This window comes from Streptomyces sp. NPDC048600 (genome assembly GCF_055587025.1).
Genome location: NZ_JBVJGZ010000006.1, coordinates 221,464 through 245,877, shown reverse-complemented (window position 1 = coordinate 245,877; position 24,414 = coordinate 221,464). Strand labels below are relative to the sequence as shown.

Below are 24,414 nucleotides of genomic sequence, written 5' to 3'. Positions count from 1 at the left end.
AGAACGGAACTCGCGCACCGCACAAGGCCGTTCGCTGGCTTGTTCTGGGCAGGCAAAGGCCCGAACCCAACACGCAGATGCCCGGCTCGCGTCGGGCGGGCCGGGCATCTGGGGGAACCGCGGAGCGGCTACGCCGACTTCGCCTCGCCCGAGCCGCGGCCCCGCGAATCCCTCGGGATCAGGGTCGGGTTGACGTTGGAGTGGACGACGTCGGCGGTGATGACGACTCGGGCGACGTCCTTGCGGGACGGGACCTCGTACATCACCGACATCAGGACCTCCTCCATGATGGCGCGCAGGCCGCGGGCGCCGGTCTGGCGGAGGATGGCCTGGTCGGCGATGGCCTCGAGGGCCTCGCGCTCGAAGTCCAGCTCCACGCCGTCGAGTTCGAAGAGGCGCTGGTACTGCTTGACCAGGGCGTTGCGCGGCTCGACCAGGATCTGGAGCAGGGCCTCGCGGTCGAGGTTGTGGACCGAGGTGATGACGGGCAGCCGGCCGATGAACTCGGGGATCATGCCGAACTTCACCAGGTCCTCGGGCATGACGTCCTCGAACTGGTCCTTGGACTCCAGCTCCCGCTTGGAGCGGATCGTCGCGCCGAAGCCGATGCCCTTGGCACCCGCGCGGGACTCGATGATCTTCTCCAGGCCGGCGAAGGCACCGCCCACGATGAACAGGACGTTCGTCGTGTCGATCTGGATGAACTCCTGGTGCGGGTGCTTGCGGCCGCCCTGCGGCGGGACCGAGGCCGTGGTGCCCTCGAGGATCTTGAGCAGTGCCTGCTGGACGCCCTCGCCGCTCACGTCGCGCGTGATGGAGGGGTTTTCACTCTTCCGCGCGACCTTGTCGATCTCGTCGATGTAGATGATCCCGGTCTCGGCCTTCTTGACGTCGTAGTCGGCCGCCTGGATCAGCTTCAGCAGGATGTTCTCGACGTCCTCGCCGACGTACCCCGCCTCGGTGAGCGCCGTGGCGTCGGCGATGGCGAACGGGACGTTCAGCATGCGCGCCAGCGTCTGCGCGAGGAGCGTCTTGCCCGACCCCGTGGGACCGAGCAGCAGGATGTTGGACTTGGCGAGCTCGATCGCGTCGTCGCGGCCGGCCCCACCGCCGTTCTCCCCGGCCTGAACGCGCTTGTAGTGGTTGTAGACCGCCACGGACAGGGCCTTCTTGGCGGCCTCCTGGCCGACCACATAGCCCTCGAGGAACTCGTAGATCTCGCGCGGCTTGGGCAGTTCCTCCCAGCGCACCTCGCTGGTCTCAGCGAGCTCTTCCTCGATGATCTCGTTGCAGAGATCGATGCACTCGTCGCAGATGTACACACCAGGGCCTGCGATGAGCTTCTTGACCTGCTTCTGGCTCTTGCCGCAGAACGAGCACTTGAGCAGATCGCCGCCGTCACCGATGCGTGCCACGGTGTGCTTCCCCTTCGCCTGGGAGACGCCTGGACGCTTTCGCCTCCAGCGGCTCCTGGTGCTGCCTTATTCCGACGGTACCTTGCCGAGCCCCCCGTTCGGGCCCCCCTTGGCAGGGTTCACTTTGTCGTGCACCTTGTCGGGCACCGGGTGAGACCATGCCAAGGGGCGGCAGACGATACTCCCGCGCCCGCGTCAGCGGACAGAGCTGTTGTTCATCTTCCGGGTGGAGATGATCTGGTCGATCAGGCCGTACGACAGCGCGTCCTCGGCCGTGAGGATCTTGTCGCGCTCGATGTCCTCGCGGATCTTCTCGATCGGCGTGGTGGAGTGCTTGGCCAGCATCTCCTCCAGCTGCGCGCGCATCCGCAGGATCTCGTTCGCGGCGATCTCCAGGTCCGAGACCTGACCGCGGCCGGTCTCGCTGTACGGCTGGTGGATCAGCACGCGCGCGTTCGGCAGGGCCATGCGCTTGCCGGGCGTACCGGCGGCCAGCAGGATCGCCGCGGCGGAGGCCGCCTGGCCCATGCAGACCGTCTGGATGTCCGGCTTCACGAACTGCATCGTGTCGTAGATCGCAGTCAGCGCGGTGAAGGAACCACCGGGGCTGTTGATGTAGACCGAGATGTCCCGGTCGGGGTCCATCGACTCCAGGCACAGCAGCTGCGCCATGACGTCGTTGGCGGAGGCGTCGTCGATCTGCACGCCGAGGAAGATCACGCGCTCCTCGAAGAGCTTCGCGTACGGGTCGTACTCGCGGATGCCCTGCGAGGTGCGCTCGACGAAGCGCGGGATGACGTAACGGGACTCCGCCGTGGGACCCGTGTACTCGGCGCGTGCGCGGTCGTACAGGCCGCTGCCGGGGAAGTCGTTCACTGTCTGTCTCCTAGGGGCTGAGCGGTCGGCTGAAGGGCTCTGAGGGGCTCGGGGACCCTGGCGGGGGCCTCAGGCCGCCCCGGTGCCGCCGCCGCCCGGCATACCGGCGGCCGTGGGGATGACGTCGTCGATGAGGCCGTACTCCTTGGCCTCGAACGCGTCGAACCAGCGGTCGCGGTCCGAGTCGCGGGTGATCTGCTCGACCGACTGGCCGGTGTGCTGCGAGGTGAGCTCGGCCATGCGCTTCTTGGTGTGCAGCAGCCGCTCGGCGTGGATCTTGATGTCGGAGGCCGAACCGGCCAGACCGGCGGACGGCTGGTGGATCAGGATCTCGGCGTTCGGCAGCGCGAAACGCTTGCCCGGGGTGCCCGCGCTGAGCAGGAACTGACCCATCGAGGCAGCGAGGCCCATGGCGATCGTCACCACGTCGTTCTTGATGAACTGCATGGTGTCGTAGATCGCCATGCCGGCCGTGATCGAACCGCCGGGGCTGTTGATGTACAGGTAGATGTCCTTGTCCGGGTCGGCGGCAAGGAGCAGCAGCTGCGCGGTGATCTTGTTGGCGATGTCGTCGTCGACCGGCTGGCCGAGGAAGATGATCCGCTCGTTGAGCAGCCGGTTGTAGACCTGGTCGCCGAGGCCACCGCCGATGGAAGGCTCGCCGGCGGCGGAGGGCATCAGATTCGTCACGTATCCACCTGCTCGTCTTGCGACGGCGCCGGGGCCGTCTCACGTGTACTACGTATTCATGGACCCTAACGCCGTAGCCCTCCCGGGGAATCCCGGTAACGGGGGTGTTCGCCGGGGGCGTAGCGCCTCAAGGTCCAGGTAGGCGAACGGACCCCGAGTCCGAAGCACTCGGGGTCCGTTCCACAGCGATTCAGGGCTGCCGTGCGGCTCAGGCCTCCGGCTTGTCCTCGGTCTCGGCGGCGGCCTCGACGTCGGTGCCCTCGACGGCCTCGACCGTCTCGACGGCGGCCTCGACCTCGTCCTCGTCGTCGAGGTCGATGACCTCGCCGTTGGTGTCCTTGACCGTGGCGGCCTCGACGACGACGGCCAGGGCCTTGCCGCGGGCGACCTCGCCGACCAGGAGCTGGACCTGGTTCTGCTGCACGACGGCCTGCGCGAACTGGTCGGGCGACATGCCGGAGGAGGCGGCACGGCGCATCAGGTGCTCGGTCAGCTCGTCCTGGTTGACGTTGAGCTTCTCGGTCTTGACGAGCTCGTCGAGGACGAACTGGGTCTTGATGCCCTTGACCGCGGCCTCACGGGTCTCGGTGTCGAACTCCTCGGCGGTCTTGCCCTGGATCTCCAGGTACTTGTCGAGGTCCAGACCCATCTGGCCGAGCTGGTGGTGCTCCAGGTTGTGCTTGCGGGTGTTGATCTCGTCCTCGAGCAGCTTCTCGGGGACGGCCACCTCGACGAGCTCCAGCAGCTTCTCCAGGACGCGCTCCTGGGCCTGCGTGGCCTGGTCGAACTGCTTCATGTTCTCGAGGCGCTTGCGGCTGTCGGCGCGGAGGTCTTCCAGCGTGTCGAACTCCGAGGCGAGCTGCGCGAAGTCGTCGTCCAGCTCGGGCAGCTCACGGGCGGCCACCTGGGTGACCTTGACCGTGATCTCGGCCTCCTTGCCGGCCGCCGAGCCGCCCTTGAGCTCGGAGGTGAAGGTGGCCTCGCCACCGGTCTCCACGCCCTTCACGGCGTCGTCGATGCCGTCGAGCAGCTCGCCCGAGCCGATCGTGTAGGAGACACCGCTGGCGATGCCGTCGGCGAGGATCTCGCCGTCGACCTTGGCCTCCAGGTCGATCGTCACGACGTCGCCGTCCTCGGCGGCGCGCTCGACCGGGGAGGTGGACGCGAAGCGCTCGCGGAGCTGCTCCACGGCCTTCTCGATGTCCTCCTCGGTGACCTCGACCGCGTCGACCTCGACCTCGATGCCGGAGTAGTCCGGGATCTCGATGACGGGGCGGACGTCGACCTCGGCGGTGAAGTTCAGCGTCTCGCCGTCCTTCAGCTCCGTGATGTCGACCTCGGGCTGGCCGAGGACGTCCAGCTCGGCCTCGGTGACGGCCGCCGTGTAGAACTTCGGGAGCGCGTCGTTGACGGCCTCCTCCAGCACGGCACCACGGCCGAAGCGCTGGTCGATGACCCGGGCCGGGATCTTGCCCTTGCGGAAGCCCTTCACCGTGACCTGCTGGTTGATCTTCTTGTACGCCGCGTCGAGGCTGTCCTTGAGCTCCTCGAAGGGCACCTCGACAGTGAGCCGAACCCGGGTCGGGTTCAGGTTCTCAACGGCGCTCTTCACGGTTCGGTCTCCTTGATGGCTGACTTCTGGGTTCTGCCGGAGCCAGACGGTTCCGGCGGATCTGGCCGCCCGGAGTACTTCAGTGATGAGACATACGGGCGCGCAGCTTGCATAGTAACCGCAGCCGCCGAACGCCCCAAAAGGCGATCACCGCGACGATCTCGCGGATGGATCGGATGGGTGGTCGGGGTGGCGGGATTTGAACCCACGGCCTTCCGCTCCCAAAGCGGACGCGCTACCAAGCTGCGCCACACCCCGTCTGGTGCGACACGTAGGGTACATGCCCGCAGGCAGCGGGGCCGCCGCATTTCCGCAGCCGCTTCCGCGTCCGCCACGACGGCCGGGAATGGGGTGTGCGGGCCGGGGGTGCGACCCGCTACGATGCGTGCAGTGCCGCGGCCTTCGCACCTGCGGCGCGTGCCGTGCGGGCGTAGCTCAATGGTAGAGCCCTAGTCTTCCAAACTAGCTACGCGGGTTCGATTCCCGTCGCCCGCTCTTTTCCGGTCCGGGGCCGGACGGAGATTCGATTCTCCGTCCGGCCCCGGAGCGTTTTCCGGGGTCTTTTTCGCCCGCTCGGGCTCACAGGCGGTTGACGTCGACGGTGTAGACGGAGCGGTCGCCGTAGGAGACGTACAGGGCGTCGCCCACCAGGAGGGGGCGGGGGCCGGGGAAGGACAGGGAGACGCCCCGGCCGGCGTCGTCGAAGCCGGGGCGGCTGGCGGTGATCTCGCCGGTGCGCCGGTCCATCGCGGCGAGGCGGCCGCTGCGGGAGGCGACGTAGACCCGGGTGGCGGAGACCGCGGGGGGACCGGGGTGTTCCACGGTCGAGTTGTTCTCCCAGGCGCGGCGGCCGGTGAGCGGGGAGTAGGCGCGCAGGGTGCCGCTCTCCCAGGTGAGGTAGACCGTGTCGCCGGCCAGGTACGGGCGGAATCCCTCGGCCGGGGCGGGGGACAGCACGGTGCGGGTGACCACGCGGGTCTCGGGGTCGAGCAGGACGAGGGCCGGCTCCTCCTGGGACGAGTCGGCGAGGACGAGCCTGCCGTCGCTCTCGCCCAGCAGTCTCAGGGTGCCCGTGATCCCGACGGTCCAGCGGGCCTTGCCGGTGGCGGGGTCGAGCCGGACCACGTCGGTGCTGACGGACTTCGTGTTCGGCTCGTGCTCGACCAGCCAGTACGCGGCTCCGGCGGCCGCCTCCAGCGTCTGGTTGGCCCCGGCGGGCATCGGGCGCTTCCAGCGGACCCGGCCGTCGTCGGGGTCGAGCAGCGCGTAGGACTCCGCGTAGTCGCCGTAGCGGGCGATGACGCCCTCGGGGACGACCGCGGTGTTGTCGGGGGTGGGCGAGAGCGCCCAGCCGCCCTTGCCGGTCACCGTGCGCCATTTCTCCTTGCCGGTGACGGCGTCCAGGGAGAGCAGGAGCGCGCGGGACGGGCTGCCGGAGCCGGCGTCCTCGGGCTCCTCGCCGTAGACGAGCACGTTGCCCCGGTGGAGGCCGAGGACGGCGCCCCGGTCGCTGTGGCCGCCGTCGCCCTCCGCGCTCTGGACGGGCCGGGACCAGGCCCCGCGGCCGTCGGCCAGGTTCCAGCCCGCCCCCATCAGGTCGCTCCCGGCGCACACGAGGGTCTTGCGGGTCGTCTCGCAGTCCAGCGGCTCACCGAAGCCCTCCGAGTCTCCCTCGGCCCTGGTCCGCCACGGCTGCCATCCGGAGGGCAGGTCGCTCGCGGCCGCGGGCTCCTTGGCGGCCGCCGTCGAGCTCTGGTCGCCGTCGGGGCGCAGGGAGAGCAGTCCCGAGGCGACGGCCGCCAGGGCGACGGCGACGGCGCCCCAGCCGAGCAGCCGGCGTCGCCGTCGGCGGCGGTCGCCGGCCGGTGCGGAGGAGGGTTCGGATGCGGATGCGGGCTCGGATGTGGATGCGGGTTCGGGGGCGGGGCGCGGGGCGGGGACCCGATCGGCCCGCAGGACGGTGTCCGAGTCCGGCCAGTCCGGCCCGGCCGGGTCTGCGCTCCGGCGCTCCGGCGGTGTGCCCCGCTCGCCGACCAGGGTGAGCAGGTCGTGGGCGGTCGGGCGGTCACCGGGGTGCTTCGCGAGGCAGCGGCGGATGACCCCGGCCAGTTCGGCGGGCACGTCCGTGAGGTCCGGATCGCCCTCGACGACGCGGACGGCCGTCTCGTAGGGGCTGGCGCCGTCGAAGGGGCCCCGGCCCGTGGCGGCGAAGGTGAGCACCGCGCCGAGGGAGAACACGTCGGCGGCCGGGCCCACGTCCTGCGGGGCGGAGAACTGCTCGGGCGACATGAAGGGCGGCGTGCCCATGACACGGCCGGTCTGGGTGAGGACGTCGGAGGGCCCGAACTCGGTGGCGCGCGAGATGCCGAAGTCGATGACGCGGGGGCCGTCCTCGGCCAGCATCACGTTGGCGGGCTTCAGGTCGCGGTGGACGACCCCGGCCCGGTGGATGTCGCGCAGCGCCTCGGCGAGACCGGCGGCGAGGTCGCGCAGCTCGGCCGGCGGCAGCGGGCCGTGCTCGCGGACATGGTGGGTGAGGTTCTGCCCGGGAATGTAGAGCGTGGCCATCCAGGGCCGCCCCGCGTCGGCGTCGGCGTCCACCACGGGGGCCGTGAAGGCGCCGCTGACCTGGCGGGCGGCTGCCAGTTCCCGGCGGAAACGGGTGCGGAACTCGTCGTCGTCCGCGTACTGGTCGTGGACGACCTTGACCGCGAGGCGGCGGCCGGAGGCGGAGCGGGCGAGGTAGACCACCCCCATGCCGCCCGAGCCGAGGCGGTCCTCGATGAGGTAACCGCCCACTTCCACCGGGTCGGCATCGCGCAGCACCATCCCCGTGACATCCCCCGTCCGCGTCGACCATGGTCGGGGACGAGCGTATCCGTTCCGGCCTGCGGCAAGTTCGGCCGCACCGGGGTCAGAAACTGATCGAGTTGATCGTCTCCGCTATCGAGTCCAGGAAGCGCTGGATCGACGGGGCCATGCCGGTCGAGGCGAGGAAGAAGCCGAACAGCACGGCGACGACGGCCGGTCCCGGCTTGATCGAGCCTCCGCGCATCAGGACCACCAGGATGATCGCCAACAGCAGCACCACGGACAGCGAAATGGCCACAACTGATCACACCCTCGGTAGGTCTGCGCTCTCCCGCCGGAAGCGCCGCCCCGCCGCGCCCCCGCCAGAACCATCGTGCCACCAACCGGCCCGGGCTATGCGATCCGTGACGCATCGTCGGTGAACCGTGGCCGCGCCGGCGGCGGGCCGGCGCACCGCGCGGACCGATCTCCCGTGCCCCGCAAGGGAATTCGAGGATTTCCCGGTGAGGGAATTCCCGGACCCCCGCACACACCGTTTCCATACTCGGTTTTCCGGTTCCGCACATCGACTGCACAGGGAATTCGAATACGGCGGCACCGTCCGGACATTGGCTCGCTATGGGGGGTTTAGTCCGGATCAATACGGACACTTCGGACCGCAGGCGGGCCGAAGTCGTTCCACGGAGCGAGAAATTGGTCTCTGACGTCGGAGGTTTTACGGAAACACGCGGGCCGGGCTAAGGTGCCTCAGATGTTCCACGCTGTGACGACCCCACTCCGACAGCACGGCCACAACAGAACATCCATTCCCCCACACCGCGACGCGTTCTTCGACAACGCCAAGTACCTGGCGATCGTCCTGGTCGCCGTCGGCCACGCCTGGGAGCCACTGAAGGCGGACAGCCGGCTCCTGGAGGGCGCCTACACGTTCGTCTACGCCTTCCACATGCCGGCGTTCATCATCATCTCCGGCTACTTCTCCCGGAACTTCGACCTCCGCCCCGAGCGGGTCAGACGGCTGGTCACCGGCGTTCTCGTGCCCTACCTCCTCTTCGAGACGGCGTACTCCCTCTTCGAGCGGCTGGCCGGCGAGGACCCCGCGCAGCCCCTCTCGCTGCTCGACCCCTGGTATCTCACCTGGTTCCTGATCGCCCTGTTCATGTGGCGGCTCACGACCCCGGTGTGGAGGCAGATCCGCCGGCCCCTGCCGGTCGCGCTCGGCATCGCGATGCTCGCCTCCGTCACCCCCGAGATCGGTGACGACCTCGACCTCCAGCGGGTGCTCCAGTTCCTGCCGTACTTCGTGCTCGGACTGTGCCTGAGGCCCGAGCACTTCCGGCTCGTGCGCCGCAGCTCGGTGCGGCTGCTCGCGGTGCCGGTGTCGGCCGCCGCGTTCGCCGTGGCCTGGTGGAGCGTGCCGCACATGAACACCGGGTGGTTCTACCACCGCGACTCCGCGCAGGAGTTGGGCGCGCCGTGGTGGTGCGGGCCGGTGATGGTGCTCGCGCTGTTCGGCTGCTCGGTGCTGCTGGCCGCGTGCTTCCTGTCCTGGGTGCCGGGCCGCTCGCTGTGGTTCACCGCGCTGGGCGCGGGCACGCTCTACGGCTATCTGCTGCACGGCTTCCTGACCAAGGCCGGGGACTACTACGGCTGGTACGACGCCGCCTGGCTGCACGGGCCGCTCGGCGCCCTCACCGTGACAGTCCTCGCGGCGGCCGCCGTCACGCTGCTGTGCGGACCGCCCGTCCAGCGGGTCTTCCGGTACGCGGTGGAGCCGAGGATGACCTGGGCGTTCCGGCGCGACGCCGGGCAGCGGGCCCGCGAGCGGGAACTGGCCGGAACCTGAGAGCGCCGCCTCACAGCCCGAGAAGTGCGCGCATCCTCGCGTACTTCCCGGTCAGCCGCGCCCGGGTCGCCTCGTCCAGCACTGCAAGCCGCGCCGGGTCCGCGTTGTGCGCCAGGTCCGCCCGCTTGACCAGCAGGGCGCCCGGGGTGGCGAGGATCCGCCCGGCGTACTCCTGCGGGGCCTCCCCCGCCCGCTTGGTGACCGCCAGCACGATGTCCTTCGTACGGCGGCTCAGTGCGGCCTCCTCGAGCCACCGCTCGGACAGCGCGTGGTCCTCGACCGCGTCGTGCAGCCAGGCCGCGGCGATCTGCTCGCTGTCGCCGCCGAGCTCGCGCACGCCCGCGGCCACGGCGGCGAGGTGCTCGGCGTAGGGCCGCCCGGCCTTGTCGGTCTGGCCCTCGTGGGCCGCGCGGGCCAGGGCCTCCACCTCTGTGAGGGTCAGCACGGCGGGCGCCTCCTTCAGGACGAGTGGGCCGTCGGGCCCTCGCGGCAGATCAGCAGCAGCGCCCGGTCGTCGTTGACGTCCTTGGCGACGGCCTCGATGAGATGCCAGGCCGCGCCGCGGAAACCGGCGGCGACATAGCGGTCGGCCTCGCCGGTGAGCCGGTCGATGCCCTCGACGATGTCCCGGTCGGAGGTCTCCACCAGCCCGTCGGTGAACAGCATCAGCACGTCGCCGGGGCGCAGCACGCCCTTGACGGGGTCGAACTGGGCGCCGTCGTACACCCCGAGGAGCGGGCCCTCGGCGGCCTTCTCCTCCCAGCGGCCGCTGCCCGCGCTGAGCTGGAGACCGGGCGGGTGGCCCGCCGAGTAGAGCTCGTAGTCGCCCGAGTCCAGGTCCAGGACGAGGTGGATGGAGGTCGCGAAGCCCTCGTCCCAGTCCTGGCGCAGCAGATAGCCGTTGGCGGCCGGGAGGAAGGCGTGCGGGGGCAGTGAGCCGAGCAGGCCGCCGAAGGCGCCGGACAGCAGCAGGGCGCGGGAGCCGGCGTCCATGCCCTTGCCGGAGACGTCGGTGAGGACGACCTCCAGGGTGCGTCCGCCGCCGGTGCGGGCCGCGACGACGAAGTCGCCGGAGAACGACTGGCCGCCCGCGGGGCGCAGCGCCATCTCGTGGTGCCAGCCGCGCGGCAGCTTGGGCAGCCGGCTCTGGGTGCGGATGCGCTCGCGCAGGTCGAACAGCATGGTGCCGCCGCGCCGCCAGGGAACGCCGACGCGGCTGCGGAACTGGGCGATGAGCAGGCCGAAGAATCCGCAGGCGGCGACCACGAGGACGACTCCGGGAGTGACCCGGGCGGGGCCCTCGGTGTACGGCCCGAGCTGGACCGATTCCACGATCAGCGCGGTGGCGGCGGCCGCGTACAGCCCCAGCAGGCTCGCCGGGCGCAGCAGCAGGCCGCCCGCGACGATGGGCAGGACCAGCGCGGCCGGTGAGCACCACACGGGGTTGCCGAGGGTGGCGGCGGCGATCAGCGGGACGGTCAGCAGCAGACCCGCGAGGGCGATCCAGTCGGAGCCGTCGCCGCGGAAGTAGTCGACGGCACTTCTGCGCAGGCCGACGCGGACCCGGTGCCAAAGCATCCGCACCCGGGCCGGGAGCGTCTCGGCGGCCGTGCGCCGCTCTCGTCCTGCTGCCATCGTCCGGACCCTATCCACCCGACCGGCCGCATGGCACGGGAGGTCCCACTTGTCCCCCGTCCGAGGCCGGACTTCGCCGTGGCTCTCAGTGAACTCCACCAGGGGCGGGCTCGCCCCGGGCACGGAGAAATCGGTTGGCTCGTCCCGCATTGCGCTGGTAGTGATGGCGGCATGGTGAATGACACTGCGGGCCCGGTGCCGACGCTCCGGGAGCTGCGCCCCGAGGACTGGGATCCGTGGTACGACAACCTGATCCGCGCCTTCGGCGGGTCCGAGGAGCCGGCCGAGGAGCGAGAGCTGTTCAACGCGCTCACCGAGCACAGCCGTTCCATCGGCGCCTGGGACGGCGCGGAGTGCGTGGGCACGGCCGGGGCGTACTCGTTCCTGGTCACGGTGCCGGGCGGGGCCTCGGTGCCGGCGGCGGGCATCACGATGGTGAGCGTGGCGGCCACGCACCGCCGGCGCGGGCTGCTGACCGCGATGATGCGGCGGCAGCTGGACGACATCCGTTCCTGGGGCGAGCCGCTGGCCGTGCTGACGGCCTCGGAACCGGCGATCTACGGCCGGTACGGCTACGCCGCGGCCACCCGCCAGCTGAGCGCCGAGATCGACACCACCCAGGTCCGGCTGTCCGTGCCGCCCGGGACGGACGACGTACGCGTGCGGTACGCGGCGCCCGCCGATGTGCTCGACGCGTGCGAGGCGGTGTACGCGTCGCTGGTGCCCCGCCGCCCCGGCATGCTGGCCCGGCGGCCCGGCTGGGAGCGGCTCGGTCTGCTGGACCCGCAGGCGCACCGCGACGGGGCCTCGGCGCTGCAGTGTGTCGTCGCCGAGCGGCGGGGCGAGATCACCGGGTACGCCCGTTTCCGTACGAAGGCGGAGTGGATCGCGTCCGGGCACAACGGCGTCGTCACCCTGGCCGACCTGGCGGGTGAGGACCCGGCGACCGAGGCGGCGCTGTGGCGGTTCCTGTTCGGGATCGACCTGATGACCCGGCTGGTGGTGCGCGGACGTCCGCTCGACGAGGCATGGCAGTACCAGGTCTCCGACATCCGGCGCTGTCTGCCGCGGCTGCGGGACTCGCTGTACGTCCGGCCCGTGGACGTCGGGGCGGCCCTCGGGGCGCGGACGTACCAGGCGCCGGTGGATGTGGTGTTCGAGGTGGAGGACGACTTCTGCCCGTGGAACGAGGGCCGTTGGCGGCTGTCCGGTGACCCGAAGGGCGCGGTGTGCGAGCGCACGGCGGACCGGGCCGATCTCGCCCTGTCGGTGCGGGAGTTGGGCGCCGTCTATCTGGGCGGGGTGAGCCTCGCCGCACTGGCGGCGGCCGGGCGGGTGCGCGAACTGCGCGAGGGGGCGCTGGCCGAGGCGGCGACCGCCTTCGGCTCCGCGGTGGCCCCGTGGCTGCCGCACGGGTTCTGAGCGGGCGTCAGGCCCTCTGGCAGTCCGCGCACCAGAAGAGGTTGCGGGCGGCCAGCTCCGCGGTGCGGATCCCCTTGCCGCAGAGATGGCACGGCAGGTTCGCCCGGCGGTAGACGTAGACTTCGCCGCCGTGGTCGTCGACGCGCGGCGGACGGCCCATCGCCTCGGGAGTGTGCTCCGGGCGGACGGTGTCGATGCGGTTGAGGCGTACGCCCTCGCGCATCAGGCCGGCGAGGTCGGCCCAGATCGCGTCCCACTCGGCGGCCGTGACGTCCTTTCCGGCCCGGTAGGGGTCGATGCCGTGCCGGAAGAGGACCTCGGCGCGGTAGACGTTGCCGACGCCCGCGATCACCTTCTGGTCCATCAGCAGCGCGGCGATCGTCGTACGGCTGCGGGAGATCCGCCGGTACGCGGCCCCCGGGTCGGCGTCCGCGCGCAGCGGGTCGGGGCCGAGACGGCCGTGTATCGCGTCCTTCTCGGCGTCGGTGATCAGCGCGCAGGTGGTGGGCCCGCGCAGGTCGACGTACGAGGTGGTGTTCGCCAGACGCAGCCGGACGGTGTCGGTCGGCGGCGGCGCGGGCACGGCGCCGAAGCCCACTTTGCCGAACAGGCCGAGGTGGATATGGACCCAGGACGCGCCGAAGCCCAGGAAGAGGTGCTTTCCATGGGCGTCGGCGGTGTGCAGGACGCCGCCGTCGAGCAGGGCGGCGGCGTCGCTGAACTTGCCCTGGGGGCTGGTCACACGCGGGGCGGTGCCGGAGAAGGCGGCGGCGTAGTCCTGGGCCAGCCGGTGGATCGTGTGCCCTTCCGGCACGGTGCCCTGCCTTCCTACTGCTGCGGGTGGTGCGCCGGGATCGGGGGCAGGTCGCCGGTGGTCTCGTAGGCCGCGAGCATGTCGATGCGGCGGATGTGGCGCTCGTCACCGGAGAACGGCGTGCCCAGGAAGATCTCGACGAACTTCGTCGCCTCCTCCTGGGTGTGCATCCGGGCACCCACCGCGACGACGTTGGCGTCGTTGTGCTCACGGCCGAGCGCGGCGGTCTGCTCGCTCCAGGCGAGGGCCGCCCGGACGCCCTTGACCTTGTTCGCGGCGATCTGCTCGCCGTTGCCGGAGCCGCCGATGACGATGCCGAGGGAGCCGGCGTCCGCGGCGGTGCGCTCGGCGGCCCGCAGGCAGAACGGCGGATAGTCGTCCTGGGCGTCGTAGATGTGGGGGCCGCAGTCGACGGGCTCGTGCCCTGCCGCCTTGAGCCACTCGACGAGGTGGTTCTTGAGTTCGTAGCCCGCATGGTCGGAGCCGAGATACACGCGCATGGGAGGAGTGTGTCATGCGCGGCCGGGTAGCGGCGGGAGGGGGCTACCGAAGGCGGGACTGTGAGTAAGGCTACAGAACCTCAGGAAAACCTCAAGTAACAATCTGGATTCAAAGGTTCACGAATCCCTTAGCCTCCGATTCACTGGACCGGCTCGTGCACCGCTCTGTGATCGCGCACGAGTTCCCCCCTCCCCCGGCGCAAAGGAAATCCATCCAATGACCTCGCAGCCGAACCCGACAAAGACCGGAACCGGCGATCCCGGTTCCGGTCTTCAGGCGGGGCTGAAGAACCGGCACCTCTCCATGATCGCCATCGGCGGTGTGATCGGTGCCGGTCTGTTCGTGGGCTCCAGCTCCGGCATCGCCACCGCCGGCCCCGGCATCCTGCTCTCGTACGCGCTCGTCGGCACGCTCGTGGTGCTGGTGATGCGGATGCTCGGCGAGATGTCCGCGGCCAACCCGTCGTCGGGTTCCTTCTCCGCTCACGCCGACCGGGCGCTCGGCCGCTGGGCCGGGTTCTCCATCGGCTGGCTGTACTGGTTCTTCTGGGTCGTCGTGCTCGCCGTCGAGGCGACCGCGGGCGCCGCGATCCTGGAGGGATGGATCCCCGCCGTCCCGCAGTGGGCCTGGGCGCTGATCGTGATGGTCGTGCTGACCGCCACCAACCTGGTCTCCGTCGGCTCCTACGGTGAGTTCGAGTTCTGGTTCGCCGGTATCAAGGTCGTCGCCATCGCCGCGTTCATCGTCGTCGGCGGCCTCGCGATCTTCGGTGTGCTGCCCGGTGTCGAGGCCGACAAGGCAGGACTGTCCAACCTCACCGAGCACGGCGGCTTCCTGCCCCACGGGCCCGGCGCGATCCTGACCGGTGTGCTGCTGGTCGTCTTCTCCTTCATGGGCAGCGAGATCGCCACACTGGCCGCCGGCGAGTCCGAGGACCCGCAGCGCGCGGTCACCAAGTCCACCAACAGCATCATCTGGCGTATCGCCGTCTTCTACCTCGGCTCGATCCTCGTCGTGGTCTCCCTGCTGCCGTGGAACGACCCGGCCATCAAGGAGGACGGCTCCTACGTCGCCGCGCTGGACTCCCTGGGCATCGCGCACGCCGGCGAGATCATGAACTTCATCGTGCTGACCTCGGTGCTGTCCTGTCTCAACTCCGGTCTGTACACCGCCTCCCGCATGGCCTTCTCGCTGGGCCAGCGCGGTGACGCGCCGAAGGCCTTCGCGAGGACCACGGCCAACGGTGTGCCGCGCACGGCCATCCTGGTCTCCGTGGTGTTCGGCTTCGTCGCGGTGTTCTTCAACTACAAGTTCCCGGACTCCGTCTTCCTCTTCCTGGTCAACTCCTCCGGCGCGGTCGCGCTGTTCGTGTGGCTGGTGATCTGCTTCTCGCAGCTGCGCATGCGGAAGATCATCCAGGCCGAGTCGCCGGAGAAGCTCGTCGTGAAGATGTGGCTGTACCCGTACCTGACCTGGGCCGCGGCCGCACTGATCGTCTTCGTCCTCGGCTACATGCTCACCGACACCGAGCACAACGGCCGCGAGACGGTGCTGCTGTCGCTGATGGTCGCCGCGGTCGTGCTGGTGATCGCCGTGATCCGGCAGCGGACCGGCGCCGGGCGTCCGGCCGCCGCCGAGGCGGCCCCGGCCGAGCCGGCGGACAAGGTCACGACCGGCTGATCTCCCGCCTCACGGGGCCCCGCGGCAGAGCTGCCGCGGGGCCCTTCGGCGTTCTCAGAGGACCGTGAAGCTCTTCTTGACGTCCTCGTACGTGGCGAGCGCCTGCTCCTCGATCGCCGGCTGGTACCAGGTGTTGACCTGGTAGGACTTGCCGTCGACGTTGAACCCGAGCAGCCGGGCGTGCCAGGCGACGCCCTCCAGCGTGAAGGTGTACTCCCACACGACGGCCGGCCCGCCGCGGAACGTGGTCTCCTCCAGGCGGATCTTGCGGTAGTCCCGGCCCTGGTGGGCGTTCTCCTCCGAGGTCCTCCAGGTCTCCATGAGGTCGCCGCGGGCCAGGGAGGACTTGGCGACGAGTTCCTGGGCGCCGTCGGGCGAGGTGTAGTGCACCTCCGCGCCCGTCTTCACGTCCCGCCGCCAGCCCTCGGGTGTGGCCCAGGCGTAGCCGCCCGCCTCCTGACGGGTACCCGGGGGCAGGCTCGGCGGCCGGTAGGTGCCCTCCACGGTGGCCGTCACGGTGGGCGAGGAGCCGTCGCTGCCGCCGCCCGCCCGGTCGCCGTCGTCGTCCCGCGGCGATCTGGCCGTCGTCGCCGCCGTGGCGAGCACGACGGCGACGACAGCCCCCACCGCCGCGACCCCGGCCGCGGCGGCCAGAGCGGTACGGCGGCGGTGCCACCGCGGACCGGGGCCGGGCGGCCGCGGCGGTGGGGGCGCGGGTGGTTCCGGCCGCTGGTGCGGTCCGGGTTGCGGCCGAGGGTGCGGCGGGCGCGGTGCGGGCCGGAGCAGCGTCACCGTCGGCGCCGGCTCCGGGTGTGCGATCGGCCGCAGTGCCGCCTCCAGGGCGTCCAGCGCGGGCCGGGCCTGCGGGTCCTTGGCCAGCAGCGCGGTCAGCAGGGGGTGCAACGGGCCCGCGGCGGCCGGGATCTCGGGCTCCTCGTAGAGCACGGCGTGCAGGGTGGCCAGGGTGGTGCCGCGGGAGAAGGGGGAGCGGCCGCTGAGGGCCGCCGCGAGGGTGGCGCCGAGGGACCACAGGTCCGACGGCGGGCCCTGGGGGCGGCCCGAGACCCGCTCGGGGGCCATGTAGTCGGGCGAGCCGACGAGCATGCCGACCATGGTGAGCGCCTTGGCGTCCTGGATCGCCGCGATGCCGAAGTCGGTGAGGACCACGCGCTGTCCGGGGGCCTCGATCAGGACGTTCCCGGGTTTGATGTCGCGGTGCAGGACGCCCCGTTCGTGCACCTGGCGCAGCGCGGCGACCAGACCCAGTCCGATGCGGGCGGCCTCCCCCGGGTGCAGCGGACCGTCCTCGGCGGTGATCCGCTCCAGGGAGCGGCCGGTCACCAGCTCCATGACGATCCAGAGGCGTTCGCCGTCGTCCACGACGTCGTACACCCGCACCACGTTGAGGTGGTCGATGCGGGCGGTGGCCCGGGCCTCGCGCAGGGTGCGCTCGCGGCGGGTGCGGGCGTCCTCGGGGTCGTCGGGGGCCCGGCCGTCGATCCGGATCTCCTTGACCGCGACGGTCCGGTCGAGCATGTCGTCGGCCGCCCGCCACACCCGTCCCATTCCGCCCTGGCCGATGGATTCCACCAGCCGGTAACGGCCGCCGACCAGCAGTCCGGGAAGACCGCCGCGCCTCGCATTCCCCGCGGTTCCCGTGATTCCCGCGTCTCCCGGATCTCCCAGGTCTCCCGTGTTTCCCGGCAATTCGCTGCACCCCCTCAACGACGCCTCGCACAGCCCCTATTGAAACACTACGGTCACACATGGAGGCATATCAGCCAAGGGTGCGGAAATCTTGTGGTACCTCTTCGAGTGAGCCTGTTTCAGGCACGGGCAAGGGGGGCGAACATGAGTTCTCGTCGCACGACCGTCATCGCGGGATCGCTGGTCACAGCAGCTTTCTCGGCGGTGATGATGCTTTCCCCGAACGCCGCCGCGGACGACCAGGGTCCGGGCAGCGACAAGGGGGGAAAGGCGGTCGACACGGCACCGGAGGGCGTCGGGTTGACGACTCTGCTGCCGGAGAAGATCTCCGTCGACAACAGTTCGAAGAAAACCGCGATCACCGCAACCGTCAAGAACGGCGGAACCGCGGAAAGCGGTGACATCAGGCTTCTGGTCGTCGGTTTCGACGGCCTCGAAGTGAAAGGAGTGAAAGGCTGTTCGGCCATTCCGGAAGGCGATCTGCCGAAGGGTTCGAACAGCGGTTTCAGCTGTGCCGTGGGGAATCTCGCGGCGGGCGCCTCCAAGTCGTACGCCGTGGACGCGACGTTCGACCTCGGCAGGGCCGGGAAGATCTGTCTGCCGGTGCAGACCGCCGACGGCGCCAAGACCTACTGGCAGCAGGGGCCGGTGCCGTTCGGCACGACGAACCCCTCGCCGAACGCGCCCACCACACCGCTGCTGCTCGGCACCGACAACCAGCCGGTGGCGCCGGGCGGCGACACGCCGGGGGCGGGCGGCGGCGAACTGCCGAGGACCGGGGCGGCCGGTCGCGAGGTGCTGCCGCTCGGCGCGGCGGGCGCGGGACTGCTCACCGCGGGCGCGGCGGGCCTGTGGTGGTCACGCCGGCCGCGCGAGGCCGCCCGGGGCGCGTGAGCCCGCCGTGGATCGGTGAGCGACGGGACGCCCGGCAGGTGCGGCATCGCCTCCGGGACGCGAAGAGGCCCGCCGGGAGGTCCGGCGGGCCTCTTCGTCCGCGTACGGCGGTCGTTCAGCGCTTGACGAGCTTCCAGGCGGTCGGCAGCAGGCCCATCGCGAGGGCGGCCTTGAGGGCGTCACCCAGCAGGAACGGCGTGAGGCCCGCGGCGATCGCGGCCGAGGCGGACATGCCGGTGGCGAGGGCGAGGTAGGGCACGCCGACGGCGTAGACGACCGCCTCGCCCAGCAGCATCGCGGCGGCCGTGCGCGGCACGCTGCGGTCGGCGCCGCGGCGGGCGAGCGCGCCCACGACGGTGGAGGCCAGGATCATGCCGAGGATGTAGCCGAAGGAGGGGGCGGTGCCGCCCGAGGTGGCCCCTGCGAACCACGGCACACCCGCGATGCCCGCCAGCGCGTACAGCGCGAGCGAGAGGAAGCCGCGACCCGCGCCCAGGGTCGTGCCGACGAGCAGCGCGGCGAAGGTCTGGCCGGTCACCGGGACCGGGGAGCCGGGCACGGGCACCGCGATCTGCGCCGCGAGACCGGTCAGCGCGGCGCCGACGACGACGAGCGCGATGTCACGGACGCGCGAGGCCGGCAGCAGGTCGGCGAGGACCTGCCCGGGGCGGACAGGGGCGGCGGCAGCGGTGCTCATGGGGACTCCGCGAAGAGTGGGGGCAGTTGGGGACGTCGTGACGCTATCCCAGCGCCCCGGAGTCGATCACCGTCAGTGATCGACAAAGGCCGGAGGGCGGGCTTGGTGGAGTCCCGACAAAGGATGCCCTGTACATGCGAGTGGAGGTGATGACAGTCACTGAGGCAGTGGCGATCCGGTCACACGCGGAGTGTTTCAGGTTTATGTAGAGACTCACCAAACACCATGTCACGCCCTGGCCGGACGCGGCGGACAGGGCCTACCCTTCCAGCCATGGTCGCCCAGGCTCGGAACCTCACGTCGCGTCGCTATGTCGACCTGCGCCGCCAGGGCACGGCCACCTGTCGCCGACTCCCCGGGTGAGGCGGCACCGACCGCTTCGGCTTCTCCTCGCCCGGTGCACGGCACAGTGTCGGACCGGCCCCTGAGGAACTGTCATGCCCCGTACCGCGGCACCCGCCCGCGTCTCCCCCGTGCCCCGCGCCGCCGACAGCGACCGGCGGCGCACCAGTGCCAGCGTCGTGCTCCGCTCGGTGCTGGAGCACGGGCCGGTGGCCCGCAGCACCGTCGCCCGGCTGACCGGGCTGTCCCCGGCGTCGGTGACGGACTACTGCGCCCGGTTCGCCGAACTGGGCCTGCTGCGCGAGACGGTGGCCCCGCCCCGCACCCGGGGGGCCGGGCGGCCGCATGTGCCGGTCGACCTCGACCTCTCGCGGTTCCTGGTGGCCGGGGTGCACATCGCCGTGCCCTACACCACCGTCGCCCTGCTGGACCTGCGCGGCCGGGTACTGGCCGAGCGGGAGCTGCCGCACGAGAGCACCGAGCCCTCCCGTGTGCTGGCGCGGGCCGCCACCGCGCTCGCGGCCCTGTTCGCCGGGGCGCCGGGCACCCGGCCGCTGGGCGTCGGGGTGGCGGTGGGCGGCTGGGTGGACCGGCAGGCGGGTACGGTCGTCGACCATCCGCTGCTGGGCTGGCGGGACGTGCCGGTACGGGAGCGGCTCGGCGCGCTGACCGGGCTGCCGGTCCGGGTGGACGGGCACGCGCGGGCGCTGGTCGACGGCGAGCGGCTGTTCGGCCGGGCCCGCGGCAGCCGCAGTCTGCTGCATCTGTTCGCCGGCAACATGGTGGACGCGGCGTTCGCCACCCATGACGAGGTGCACCACGGCCCGCGCTCCCAGGCCGGGGCGATCGCCCATCTGCCGCTGCCCGGCGGCACGGAGCCGTGCGAGTGCGGCCGGACCGGCTGCCTCCAGGCCGAGTTGAGCGAGCGGACGCTGTGCCGCCGGGCGCGTGCGGCCGGGGTCGCGGCGGGCACGAACCCGATGCGCGTGGTGGCCGCGGCGGCCGCCGGCGACGGGGTGGCGGCCGGGCTGCTGGTGCGGCGGGCCCGGCTGGTGGGGCGTGCCGCGGGACTGCTGCTGGACGTGCTCAACCCGGAGACGGTCGTCGTCACCGAGGTCGGCGTGATGCACCGCGAGGACTGTCTGGCGGCCCTGCGCGAGGAGGCCGGGCCGGAGCGTGCGGCCGCCGTGCTCCCGACCAGCTTTCCACGATCCGTGCTGGCCGTGGCGGGCGGCTCGGTGATTCTCGACGCCCTTTATCGAGACCCGCTGACCGTGTCGCCCGAGACGAATTAATTCAGAAACTCCGAATGTTGACAGCGGCCGGTGAAAGCAAGGAACATCCTGTTCATGAGCGTTCGCCTGCACTGTTGTGCCTCTTGTTGCTGACACGTTGCCCCGTGTGAAGCGCTCATTTCCTGTTGCGTGAATTTCCCTTTCGGGCCGTCCGCGTCCGTATTTTCTCCTGCGTTTCTCACTCCATGCACAAAGGAGTCCGCCATGCCTTCTCCCACCCTGTCCGGCCTCGATCGCCGCCTCTTCCTGACCTCCGCGCTCGGTGCCGCCGCGGCGGTCGCCGGGCTGAGCGGCTGCGCCGAGAGCAGCGCAGCCACCGCCTCGAAGGGCTCCTCCACGGCCCCGCTCGCCGACAAGGTCCCGGCGGGCACCAGCCTGAAGGTCAGCTCCTTCCAGGGCACCCAGCAGCTCCAGTTCGAGCTGGCGAAGCTCGGCGAGCTGCCCTTCGAGGTGTCCAGCTGGGTGAACGTCGCGGCCGGGCCCGATGTCATCAACGCCTTCCGCGCCAACTCCCTGGACCTCGCGAACAACGCGGGCATCCCGCCGATCCAGGCGCACTACCAGGGCTTCGACGCGAAGATCGTCGCGATCAACATCACCCGCAGGCCCAACTACGTCTTCGCCACCAAGCCCGGCAGCGACCTCCGCACCGTGGCCGACTTCAAGGGCCGCAAACTCGCCTTCTCCCAGGGCCAGGCCCAGGGAGTGGTCCTGCTGCGGGCGCTGAAGAAGGCCGGCCTGGCCTACGACGACGTCCAGCTGGTGCCGCTGACCAGCAACCAGTTCCTCACCGCGCTGCAGTCCGGCCAGGTCGACATCGCGCCGCTCGGCAACACCCAGTCGCCCGCCTATCTGGCGCAGTACGAGTCCAAGGGCGCCCGGATCATCACCACCGACGTGGTCGACCTGCTCAACCTGCTGTGGGCGCCGGCCGCCGTGCTGAACGACCCCGCCAAGGCTGCCGCGGTCGCCGCGTACATCCCGCACTGGGCCAGGGGCACCGTCTGGGCGTACGAGAACCCCGGCATCTGGAACGAGGAGTTCTACGTCAAGACGCAGAACCTCACCGCCCAGCAGGCCAAGAGCATCAGCGATCTCGCCAACAAGCCGCTGTTCCCGCCCAGTTGGACCGAGGCCATCCGCTGGGAGCAGGAGACCGCCGATCTGCTGGCGGAGGGCGGCTTCGTGAAGAAGTTCGACGTCTCCTCGCTGTTCGACCACCGTTTCGAGGCCATCGCCGCGCGGTCCGTGACAGCGGAGTACCGGAAGTGAGCGCCGCGACCACGCTCACGACGACGCCCGCGCCCGCAGCCGAAGAGACACCGACGAGCACCCGCAGGCGTCGCCGTGGTCTCTCCCCCGGCAAGAGCCTGCCCGCCGCACGGCTGGTCGGCCCCCTGCTGCTGCTCGCCCTGTGGGCCGCGGCCTCGGCCGCCGGGCAGTTGGACCCGGGAGCGGTCCCGGCCCCCTGGACGGTGGTGGAGACCGGGGCCCGGCTGTGGACCGACGGCACCCTGACCGACGACGTGCTGACCTCGCTCCAGCGGGCCGCCTCCGGGTTCGCCATCGGACTCGCCGCGGGTGTCGCGCTGGCCCTGGCGTCCGGGCTGAGCCGGGTCGGGGAGGCGCTGATCGACGGGACGGTCAACCTCAACCGGGCCATCCCCACCCTCGGTCTGATCCCGCTGTTCATCCTCTGGCTGGGCATCGGCGAGACCTTCAAGATCGCCATCATCGCGATCGTCGTCTACATACCGATCTACCTCAACACGCACGCCGCACTGTCCGGCATCGACAGCCGGTTCGTCGAACTCGCCGAAGTACAGGGGCTGAATCGCTTCCAGTTCATCCGCCAGATCGTCGTCCCCGGCGCACTGCCCGGATTCTTCGTGGGACTCCGGCTCGGCGTCACCGGCTCCTGGCTCGGCCTGGTGGTGCTGGAGCAGATCAACGCCACCAGCGGACTCGGCTACATGATGTTCCAGGCCCAGAACTACGGCCAGTCGGACGTCATCCTCGTCGGCCTGGTCGTCTACGGGATCTTCGGCCTCGCCTCCGACAGTGCGGTCCGCCTCATCGAACGGAGGGTGCTGTCATGGCGACGCACACTGAGCAGCTGACCCGTCCCGCCGTCCAGTTGCGCGGCCTGACCAGGTCCTTCGCCGGACGGACGGTGCTCGACGGCATCGACCTGGACATCCCGGCCGGGCAGTTCGTCGCCCTGCTCGGGCACAGCGGCTCCGGCAAGTCCACGCTGCTGCGGGCCGTCGCGGGACTGGACCACGAGGTGACCGGGAGCGGACAGCTCACCGCCCCTGAGCGGGTCTCCGTGGTGTTCCAGGACTCCCGGCTGCTGCCCTGGCGCCGGGTGCTGGACAACGTTCTGCTGGGCACCGAGGGCGCGGACGCCGCGGACAAGGGGCGCGCGGCCCTCGACGAGGTCGGGCTGAAGGGACGCGAGCGGGCCTGGCCGAACGAGCTGTCCGGCGGTGAGGCACAGCGCGCCGCGCTCGCCCGGTCGCTGGTGCGCGAGCCCGAACTGCTGCTGGCGGACGAGCCGTTCGGGGCTCTCGACGCGCTCACCCGCATCCGGATGCACGGCCTGCTGCGGGAGCTGTGGGAACGCCACAAGCCCTCGGTGCTGCTGGTCACGCACGACGTGGACGAGGCGATCGTGCTCGCCGACCGCGTGCTCGTGCTCGACGGCGGCCGCATCGGCCTCGACCTGACCATCGAGCGCCCGCATCCGCGCTCGTACCGCGATCCACGGCTCGGCGAGTACCGGGAGCGGCTGCTGGCCGCCCTGGGTGTCACGGAGGACCACTGATGACCAGACAGCTGCATCTCAACGCGTTCCTGATGAGCACCGGCCACCACGAGGCGTCCTGGCGGCTCCCGGAGAGCGATCCCTACGCCCATGTCGACCTGGCGCACTACATACGTCTCGCGCGGATCGCCGAGCGGGGCACCTTCGACTCGCTGTTCCTCGCCGACGGGCCGCACCTGTGGGGCAGTGTGGGCCAGCGGCCGGCCGGCGCGCTGGAGCCGCTCACGCTGCTGACCGCGCTCGCGACGGCCACCGAGCACATCGGGCTGATCGCCACCGCGTCCACCTCGTACAACTCGCCCTACAACCTGGCCCGCAGGTTCGCCTCCCTGGACATCGTCAGCGGCGGCCGGGCCGGCTGGAACATCGTCACCACCGCCGGGGCGGACGCGGCCCGCAACTTCGGCCTGGACGCCGAGCCCGCGCACGCCGAACGGTACGCGCGCGCCGCGGAGTTCCTCGACGTGTCGCTGAAGCTGTGGGACAGCTGGGAGGACGACGCGATCGTCGCCGACAAGGCGGCGGGCGTGTGGGGCGACGACGACCGCATCCATCCGCCACGCCACAAGGGCACCTACTTCAGCGTCGAGGGAGCCCTCAACGTGCCGCGCTCCCCCCAGGGGTACCCGCTGCTGGTGCAGGCGGGCTCCTCGGAGGACGGCAAGGACTTCGCCGCCCGCTACGCGGAGGCGGTGTTCACCGCGCAGCAGACGATCGAGGACGCCCAGGCCTTCTACGCCGACCTCAAGTCCCGCACGGCGGGCGCGGGCCGCGACCCGGACCACGTCAAGGTGCTCCCCGGCATCGTCCCGGTGGTCGGCTCCACCGAGGCCGAGGCGCGCGCCCAGGAGCAGGTGCTGGAGGACCACATCGTGCACACGCACGGCGTGACCAACCTGGAGCGGCTGCTGAACCTGCCCGCCGGAACCCTGGAGCTGGACGGCCGGCTGCCCGGCGACCTGCCCCCCGACTCCGCGATCGAGGGCGCCCGCAGCCGCTACACCCTCGTGGTGGAGCTGGCCCGGCGCGAGCGGCTGACCGTACGGCAGCTGATCGGACGGCTCGGCGGCGGACGCGGCCACCTCACCTTCGCGGGCACGCCCGACCAGGTCGCCGACACCATCGAGACCTGGTTCACCCGGGGCGCCGCCGACGGATTCAACATCATGCCCGCCGTGCTGCCCTCCGGCCTGGACACCTTCGTCGACCAGGTCGTCCCGCTGCTGCGCGCCCGCGGCCTGCTGCGCACCGAGTACGGCCCGCGCCGCACCCTGCGCGACCGCTACGGCCTGCCCCGCCCCGCCAACCAGCACACCCTCGCCGACTCCCTCGTCTGAAAGGAACCGTCCC

Annotated in this window: 21 protein-coding genes and 2 tRNA genes; 10 read left to right on the top strand and 13 right to left on the bottom strand. The window is 71.1% G+C overall.

Features of this window, described 5'->3' with window-relative positions; genetic code table 11:
* Window positions 1-128: 128 nt before the first annotated feature.
* From clpX to ACZ6SQ_RS10980, 5 genes are all read right to left on the bottom strand, one after another.
* Entirely contained in the window at window positions 129-1,415 is a 1,287-nt protein-coding gene (clpX, locus tag ACZ6SQ_RS11000) for an ATP-dependent Clp protease ATP-binding subunit ClpX (RefSeq protein ID WP_469559272.1), read from the bottom strand.
* A 195-nt stretch (window positions 1,416-1,610) separates the two neighbouring features.
* Window positions 1,611-2,291 (bottom strand): ATP-dependent Clp protease proteolytic subunit, encoded by a 681-nt coding sequence (locus tag ACZ6SQ_RS10995; RefSeq protein ID WP_469559271.1) that lies wholly within the window; start codon window positions 2,289-2,291, stop codon window positions 1,611-1,613.
* A gap of 69 nt (window positions 2,292-2,360) precedes the next feature.
* The gene (locus ACZ6SQ_RS10990; protein ID WP_055570713.1) at window positions 2,361-2,969 is read right to left on the bottom strand and encodes an ATP-dependent Clp protease proteolytic subunit; all 609 of its coding nucleotides are present in this window, start codon (window positions 2,967-2,969) and stop codon (window positions 2,361-2,363) included.
* A 220-nt stretch (window positions 2,970-3,189) separates the two neighbouring features.
* Entirely contained in the window at window positions 3,190-4,593 is a 1,404-nt protein-coding gene (tig, locus tag ACZ6SQ_RS10985; protein WP_469559269.1) for a trigger factor, read from the bottom strand.
* A 181-nt stretch (window positions 4,594-4,774) separates the two neighbouring features.
* A tRNA-Pro gene (locus ACZ6SQ_RS10980) sits at window positions 4,775-4,851 on the bottom strand.
* Between the two features lie 166 nt (window positions 4,852-5,017).
* On the opposite strand from ACZ6SQ_RS10980, the gene ACZ6SQ_RS10975 reads away from it, so the two are divergent.
* Window positions 5,018-5,088 (top strand) — tRNA-Gly (locus tag ACZ6SQ_RS10975).
* Window positions 5,089-5,172: 84 nt separating this feature from the next.
* Here ACZ6SQ_RS10975 and ACZ6SQ_RS10970 read toward each other — a convergent pair.
* A complete protein-coding gene (locus ACZ6SQ_RS10970) occupies window positions 5,173-7,422 on the bottom strand; it encodes a protein kinase domain-containing protein (protein WP_469559266.1) in 2,250 nt (749 codons plus the stop codon).
* Window positions 7,423-7,507: 85 nt separating this feature from the next.
* Window positions 7,508-7,702, bottom strand: a complete 195-nt coding sequence (locus ACZ6SQ_RS10965) for a hypothetical protein (RefSeq protein WP_386378533.1) — start codon at window positions 7,700-7,702, stop codon at window positions 7,508-7,510.
* 453 nt (window positions 7,703-8,155) lie between these two features.
* Between ACZ6SQ_RS10965 and ACZ6SQ_RS10960 the strand changes: the two genes are divergently transcribed.
* A complete protein-coding gene (locus ACZ6SQ_RS10960; RefSeq protein ID WP_469559263.1) occupies window positions 8,156-9,250 on the top strand; it encodes an acyltransferase family protein in 1,095 nt (364 codons plus the stop codon).
* A 10-nt stretch (window positions 9,251-9,260) separates the two neighbouring features.
* Here ACZ6SQ_RS10960 and ACZ6SQ_RS10955 read toward each other — a convergent pair whose 3' ends face one another.
* Window positions 9,261-9,692, bottom strand: coding sequence for an HD domain-containing protein (locus ACZ6SQ_RS10955; RefSeq protein WP_469559598.1), 432 nt, complete (start codon window positions 9,690-9,692; stop codon window positions 9,261-9,263).
* A gap of 17 nt (window positions 9,693-9,709) precedes the next feature.
* Window positions 9,710-10,885, bottom strand: coding sequence for a SpoIIE family protein phosphatase (locus ACZ6SQ_RS10950; protein ID WP_469559260.1), 1,176 nt, complete (start codon window positions 10,883-10,885; stop codon window positions 9,710-9,712).
* A gap of 171 nt (window positions 10,886-11,056) precedes the next feature.
* Between ACZ6SQ_RS10950 and ACZ6SQ_RS10945 the strand changes: the two genes are divergently transcribed.
* Entirely contained in the window at window positions 11,057-12,307 is a 1,251-nt protein-coding gene (locus tag ACZ6SQ_RS10945; RefSeq protein ID WP_469559257.1) for a GNAT family N-acetyltransferase, read from the top strand.
* Window positions 12,308-12,314: 7 nt separating this feature from the next.
* Here the strand turns inward: ACZ6SQ_RS10945 and ACZ6SQ_RS10940 are convergent, their stop codons facing one another.
* Entirely contained in the window at window positions 12,315-13,121 is an 807-nt protein-coding gene (locus ACZ6SQ_RS10940) for an Fpg/Nei family DNA glycosylase (RefSeq protein WP_469559254.1), read from the bottom strand.
* A gap of 14 nt (window positions 13,122-13,135) precedes the next feature.
* Entirely contained in the window at window positions 13,136-13,621 is a 486-nt protein-coding gene (locus ACZ6SQ_RS10935) for a ribose-5-phosphate isomerase (protein ID WP_386378540.1), read from the bottom strand.
* Between the two features lie 217 nt (window positions 13,622-13,838).
* Between ACZ6SQ_RS10935 and ACZ6SQ_RS10930 the strand changes: the two genes are divergently transcribed.
* Window positions 13,839-15,302, top strand: a complete 1,464-nt coding sequence (locus tag ACZ6SQ_RS10930; protein ID WP_469559249.1) for an amino acid permease — start codon at window positions 13,839-13,841, stop codon at window positions 15,300-15,302.
* Window positions 15,303-15,356: 54 nt separating this feature from the next.
* Here ACZ6SQ_RS10930 and ACZ6SQ_RS10925 read toward each other — a convergent pair whose 3' ends face one another.
* Window positions 15,357-16,868, bottom strand: coding sequence for a protein kinase domain-containing protein (locus tag ACZ6SQ_RS10925; protein ID WP_469559596.1), 1,512 nt, complete (start codon window positions 16,866-16,868; stop codon window positions 15,357-15,359).
* A gap of 285 nt (window positions 16,869-17,153) precedes the next feature.
* Here ACZ6SQ_RS10925 and ACZ6SQ_RS10920 point away from each other — a divergent pair, with 285 nt between their 5' ends.
* Window positions 17,154-17,903, top strand: coding sequence for a hypothetical protein (locus ACZ6SQ_RS10920; protein WP_469559247.1), 750 nt, complete (start codon window positions 17,154-17,156; stop codon window positions 17,901-17,903).
* A gap of 115 nt (window positions 17,904-18,018) precedes the next feature.
* Here ACZ6SQ_RS10920 and ACZ6SQ_RS10915 read toward each other — a convergent pair whose 3' ends face one another.
* Window positions 18,019-18,600 (bottom strand): biotin transporter BioY, encoded by a 582-nt coding sequence (locus tag ACZ6SQ_RS10915; RefSeq protein WP_469559244.1) that lies wholly within the window; start codon window positions 18,598-18,600, stop codon window positions 18,019-18,021.
* A gap of 437 nt (window positions 18,601-19,037) precedes the next feature.
* On the opposite strand from ACZ6SQ_RS10915, the gene ACZ6SQ_RS10910 reads away from it, so the two are divergent.
* From ACZ6SQ_RS10910 to ACZ6SQ_RS10890, 5 genes are all read left to right on the top strand, one after another.
* A complete protein-coding gene (locus tag ACZ6SQ_RS10910; RefSeq protein ID WP_469559241.1) occupies window positions 19,038-20,237 on the top strand; it encodes an ROK family protein in 1,200 nt (399 codons plus the stop codon).
* A gap of 204 nt (window positions 20,238-20,441) precedes the next feature.
* Window positions 20,442-21,509 (top strand): ABC transporter substrate-binding protein, encoded by a 1,068-nt coding sequence (locus tag ACZ6SQ_RS10905; RefSeq protein ID WP_469559239.1) that lies wholly within the window; start codon window positions 20,442-20,444, stop codon window positions 21,507-21,509.
* On the top strand, window positions 21,506-22,357 hold the full coding sequence (locus ACZ6SQ_RS10900; RefSeq protein WP_469559236.1) for an ABC transporter permease: 852 nt from the start codon (window positions 21,506-21,508) through the stop codon (window positions 22,355-22,357). Before ACZ6SQ_RS10905 ends, ACZ6SQ_RS10900 begins: the two co-directional genes overlap by 4 nt.
* On the top strand, window positions 22,333-23,064 hold the full coding sequence (locus ACZ6SQ_RS10895) for an ABC transporter ATP-binding protein (RefSeq protein WP_469559233.1): 732 nt from the start codon (window positions 22,333-22,335) through the stop codon (window positions 23,062-23,064). Before ACZ6SQ_RS10900 ends, ACZ6SQ_RS10895 begins: the two co-directional genes overlap by 25 nt.
* Complete coding sequence (locus ACZ6SQ_RS10890) at window positions 23,064-24,401, top strand: LLM class flavin-dependent oxidoreductase (protein ID WP_469559229.1); 1,338 nt, start codon at window positions 23,064-23,066, stop codon at window positions 24,399-24,401. Before ACZ6SQ_RS10895 ends, ACZ6SQ_RS10890 begins: the two co-directional genes overlap by 1 nt.
* The last annotated feature ends 13 nt before the right edge of the window (window positions 24,402-24,414 follow it).

Coding starts and splice junctions, on each gene's coding strand:
- ACZ6SQ_RS10925 (WP_469559596.1), bottom strand. CDS start 16,868: ATGGGACGGGTGTGGCGGGCGGCCGACGACATGCTCGACCGGACCGTC.
- ACZ6SQ_RS10890 (WP_469559229.1), top strand. CDS start 23,064: ATGACCAGACAGCTGCATCTCAACGCGTTCCTGATGAGCACCGGCCAC.
- ACZ6SQ_RS10920 (WP_469559247.1), top strand. CDS start 17,154: ATGAGTTCTCGTCGCACGACCGTCATCGCGGGATCGCTGGTCACAGCA.
- ACZ6SQ_RS10970 (WP_469559266.1), bottom strand. CDS start 7,422: ATGGTGCTGCGCGATGCCGACCCGGTGGAAGTGGGCGGTTACCTCATC.
- ACZ6SQ_RS10950 (WP_469559260.1), bottom strand. CDS start 10,885: ATGGCAGCAGGACGAGAGCGGCGCACGGCCGCCGAGACGCTCCCGGCC.
- ACZ6SQ_RS10930 (WP_469559249.1), top strand. CDS start 13,839: ATGACCTCGCAGCCGAACCCGACAAAGACCGGAACCGGCGATCCCGGT.
- ACZ6SQ_RS10895 (WP_469559233.1), top strand. CDS start 22,333: ATGGCGACGCACACTGAGCAGCTGACCCGTCCCGCCGTCCAGTTGCGC.
- ACZ6SQ_RS10915 (WP_469559244.1), bottom strand. CDS start 18,600: ATGAGCACCGCTGCCGCCGCCCCTGTCCGCCCCGGGCAGGTCCTCGCC.
- ACZ6SQ_RS10910 (WP_469559241.1), top strand. CDS start 19,038: ATGCCCCGTACCGCGGCACCCGCCCGCGTCTCCCCCGTGCCCCGCGCC.
- ACZ6SQ_RS10935 (WP_386378540.1), bottom strand. CDS start 13,621: ATGCGCGTGTATCTCGGCTCCGACCATGCGGGCTACGAACTCAAGAAC.
- ACZ6SQ_RS10960 (WP_469559263.1), top strand. CDS start 8,156: ATGTTCCACGCTGTGACGACCCCACTCCGACAGCACGGCCACAACAGA.
- ACZ6SQ_RS10905 (WP_469559239.1), top strand. CDS start 20,442: ATGCCTTCTCCCACCCTGTCCGGCCTCGATCGCCGCCTCTTCCTGACC.
- ACZ6SQ_RS10945 (WP_469559257.1), top strand. CDS start 11,057: ATGGTGAATGACACTGCGGGCCCGGTGCCGACGCTCCGGGAGCTGCGC.
- ACZ6SQ_RS10990 (WP_055570713.1), bottom strand. CDS start 2,969: ATGCCCTCCGCCGCCGGCGAGCCTTCCATCGGCGGTGGCCTCGGCGAC.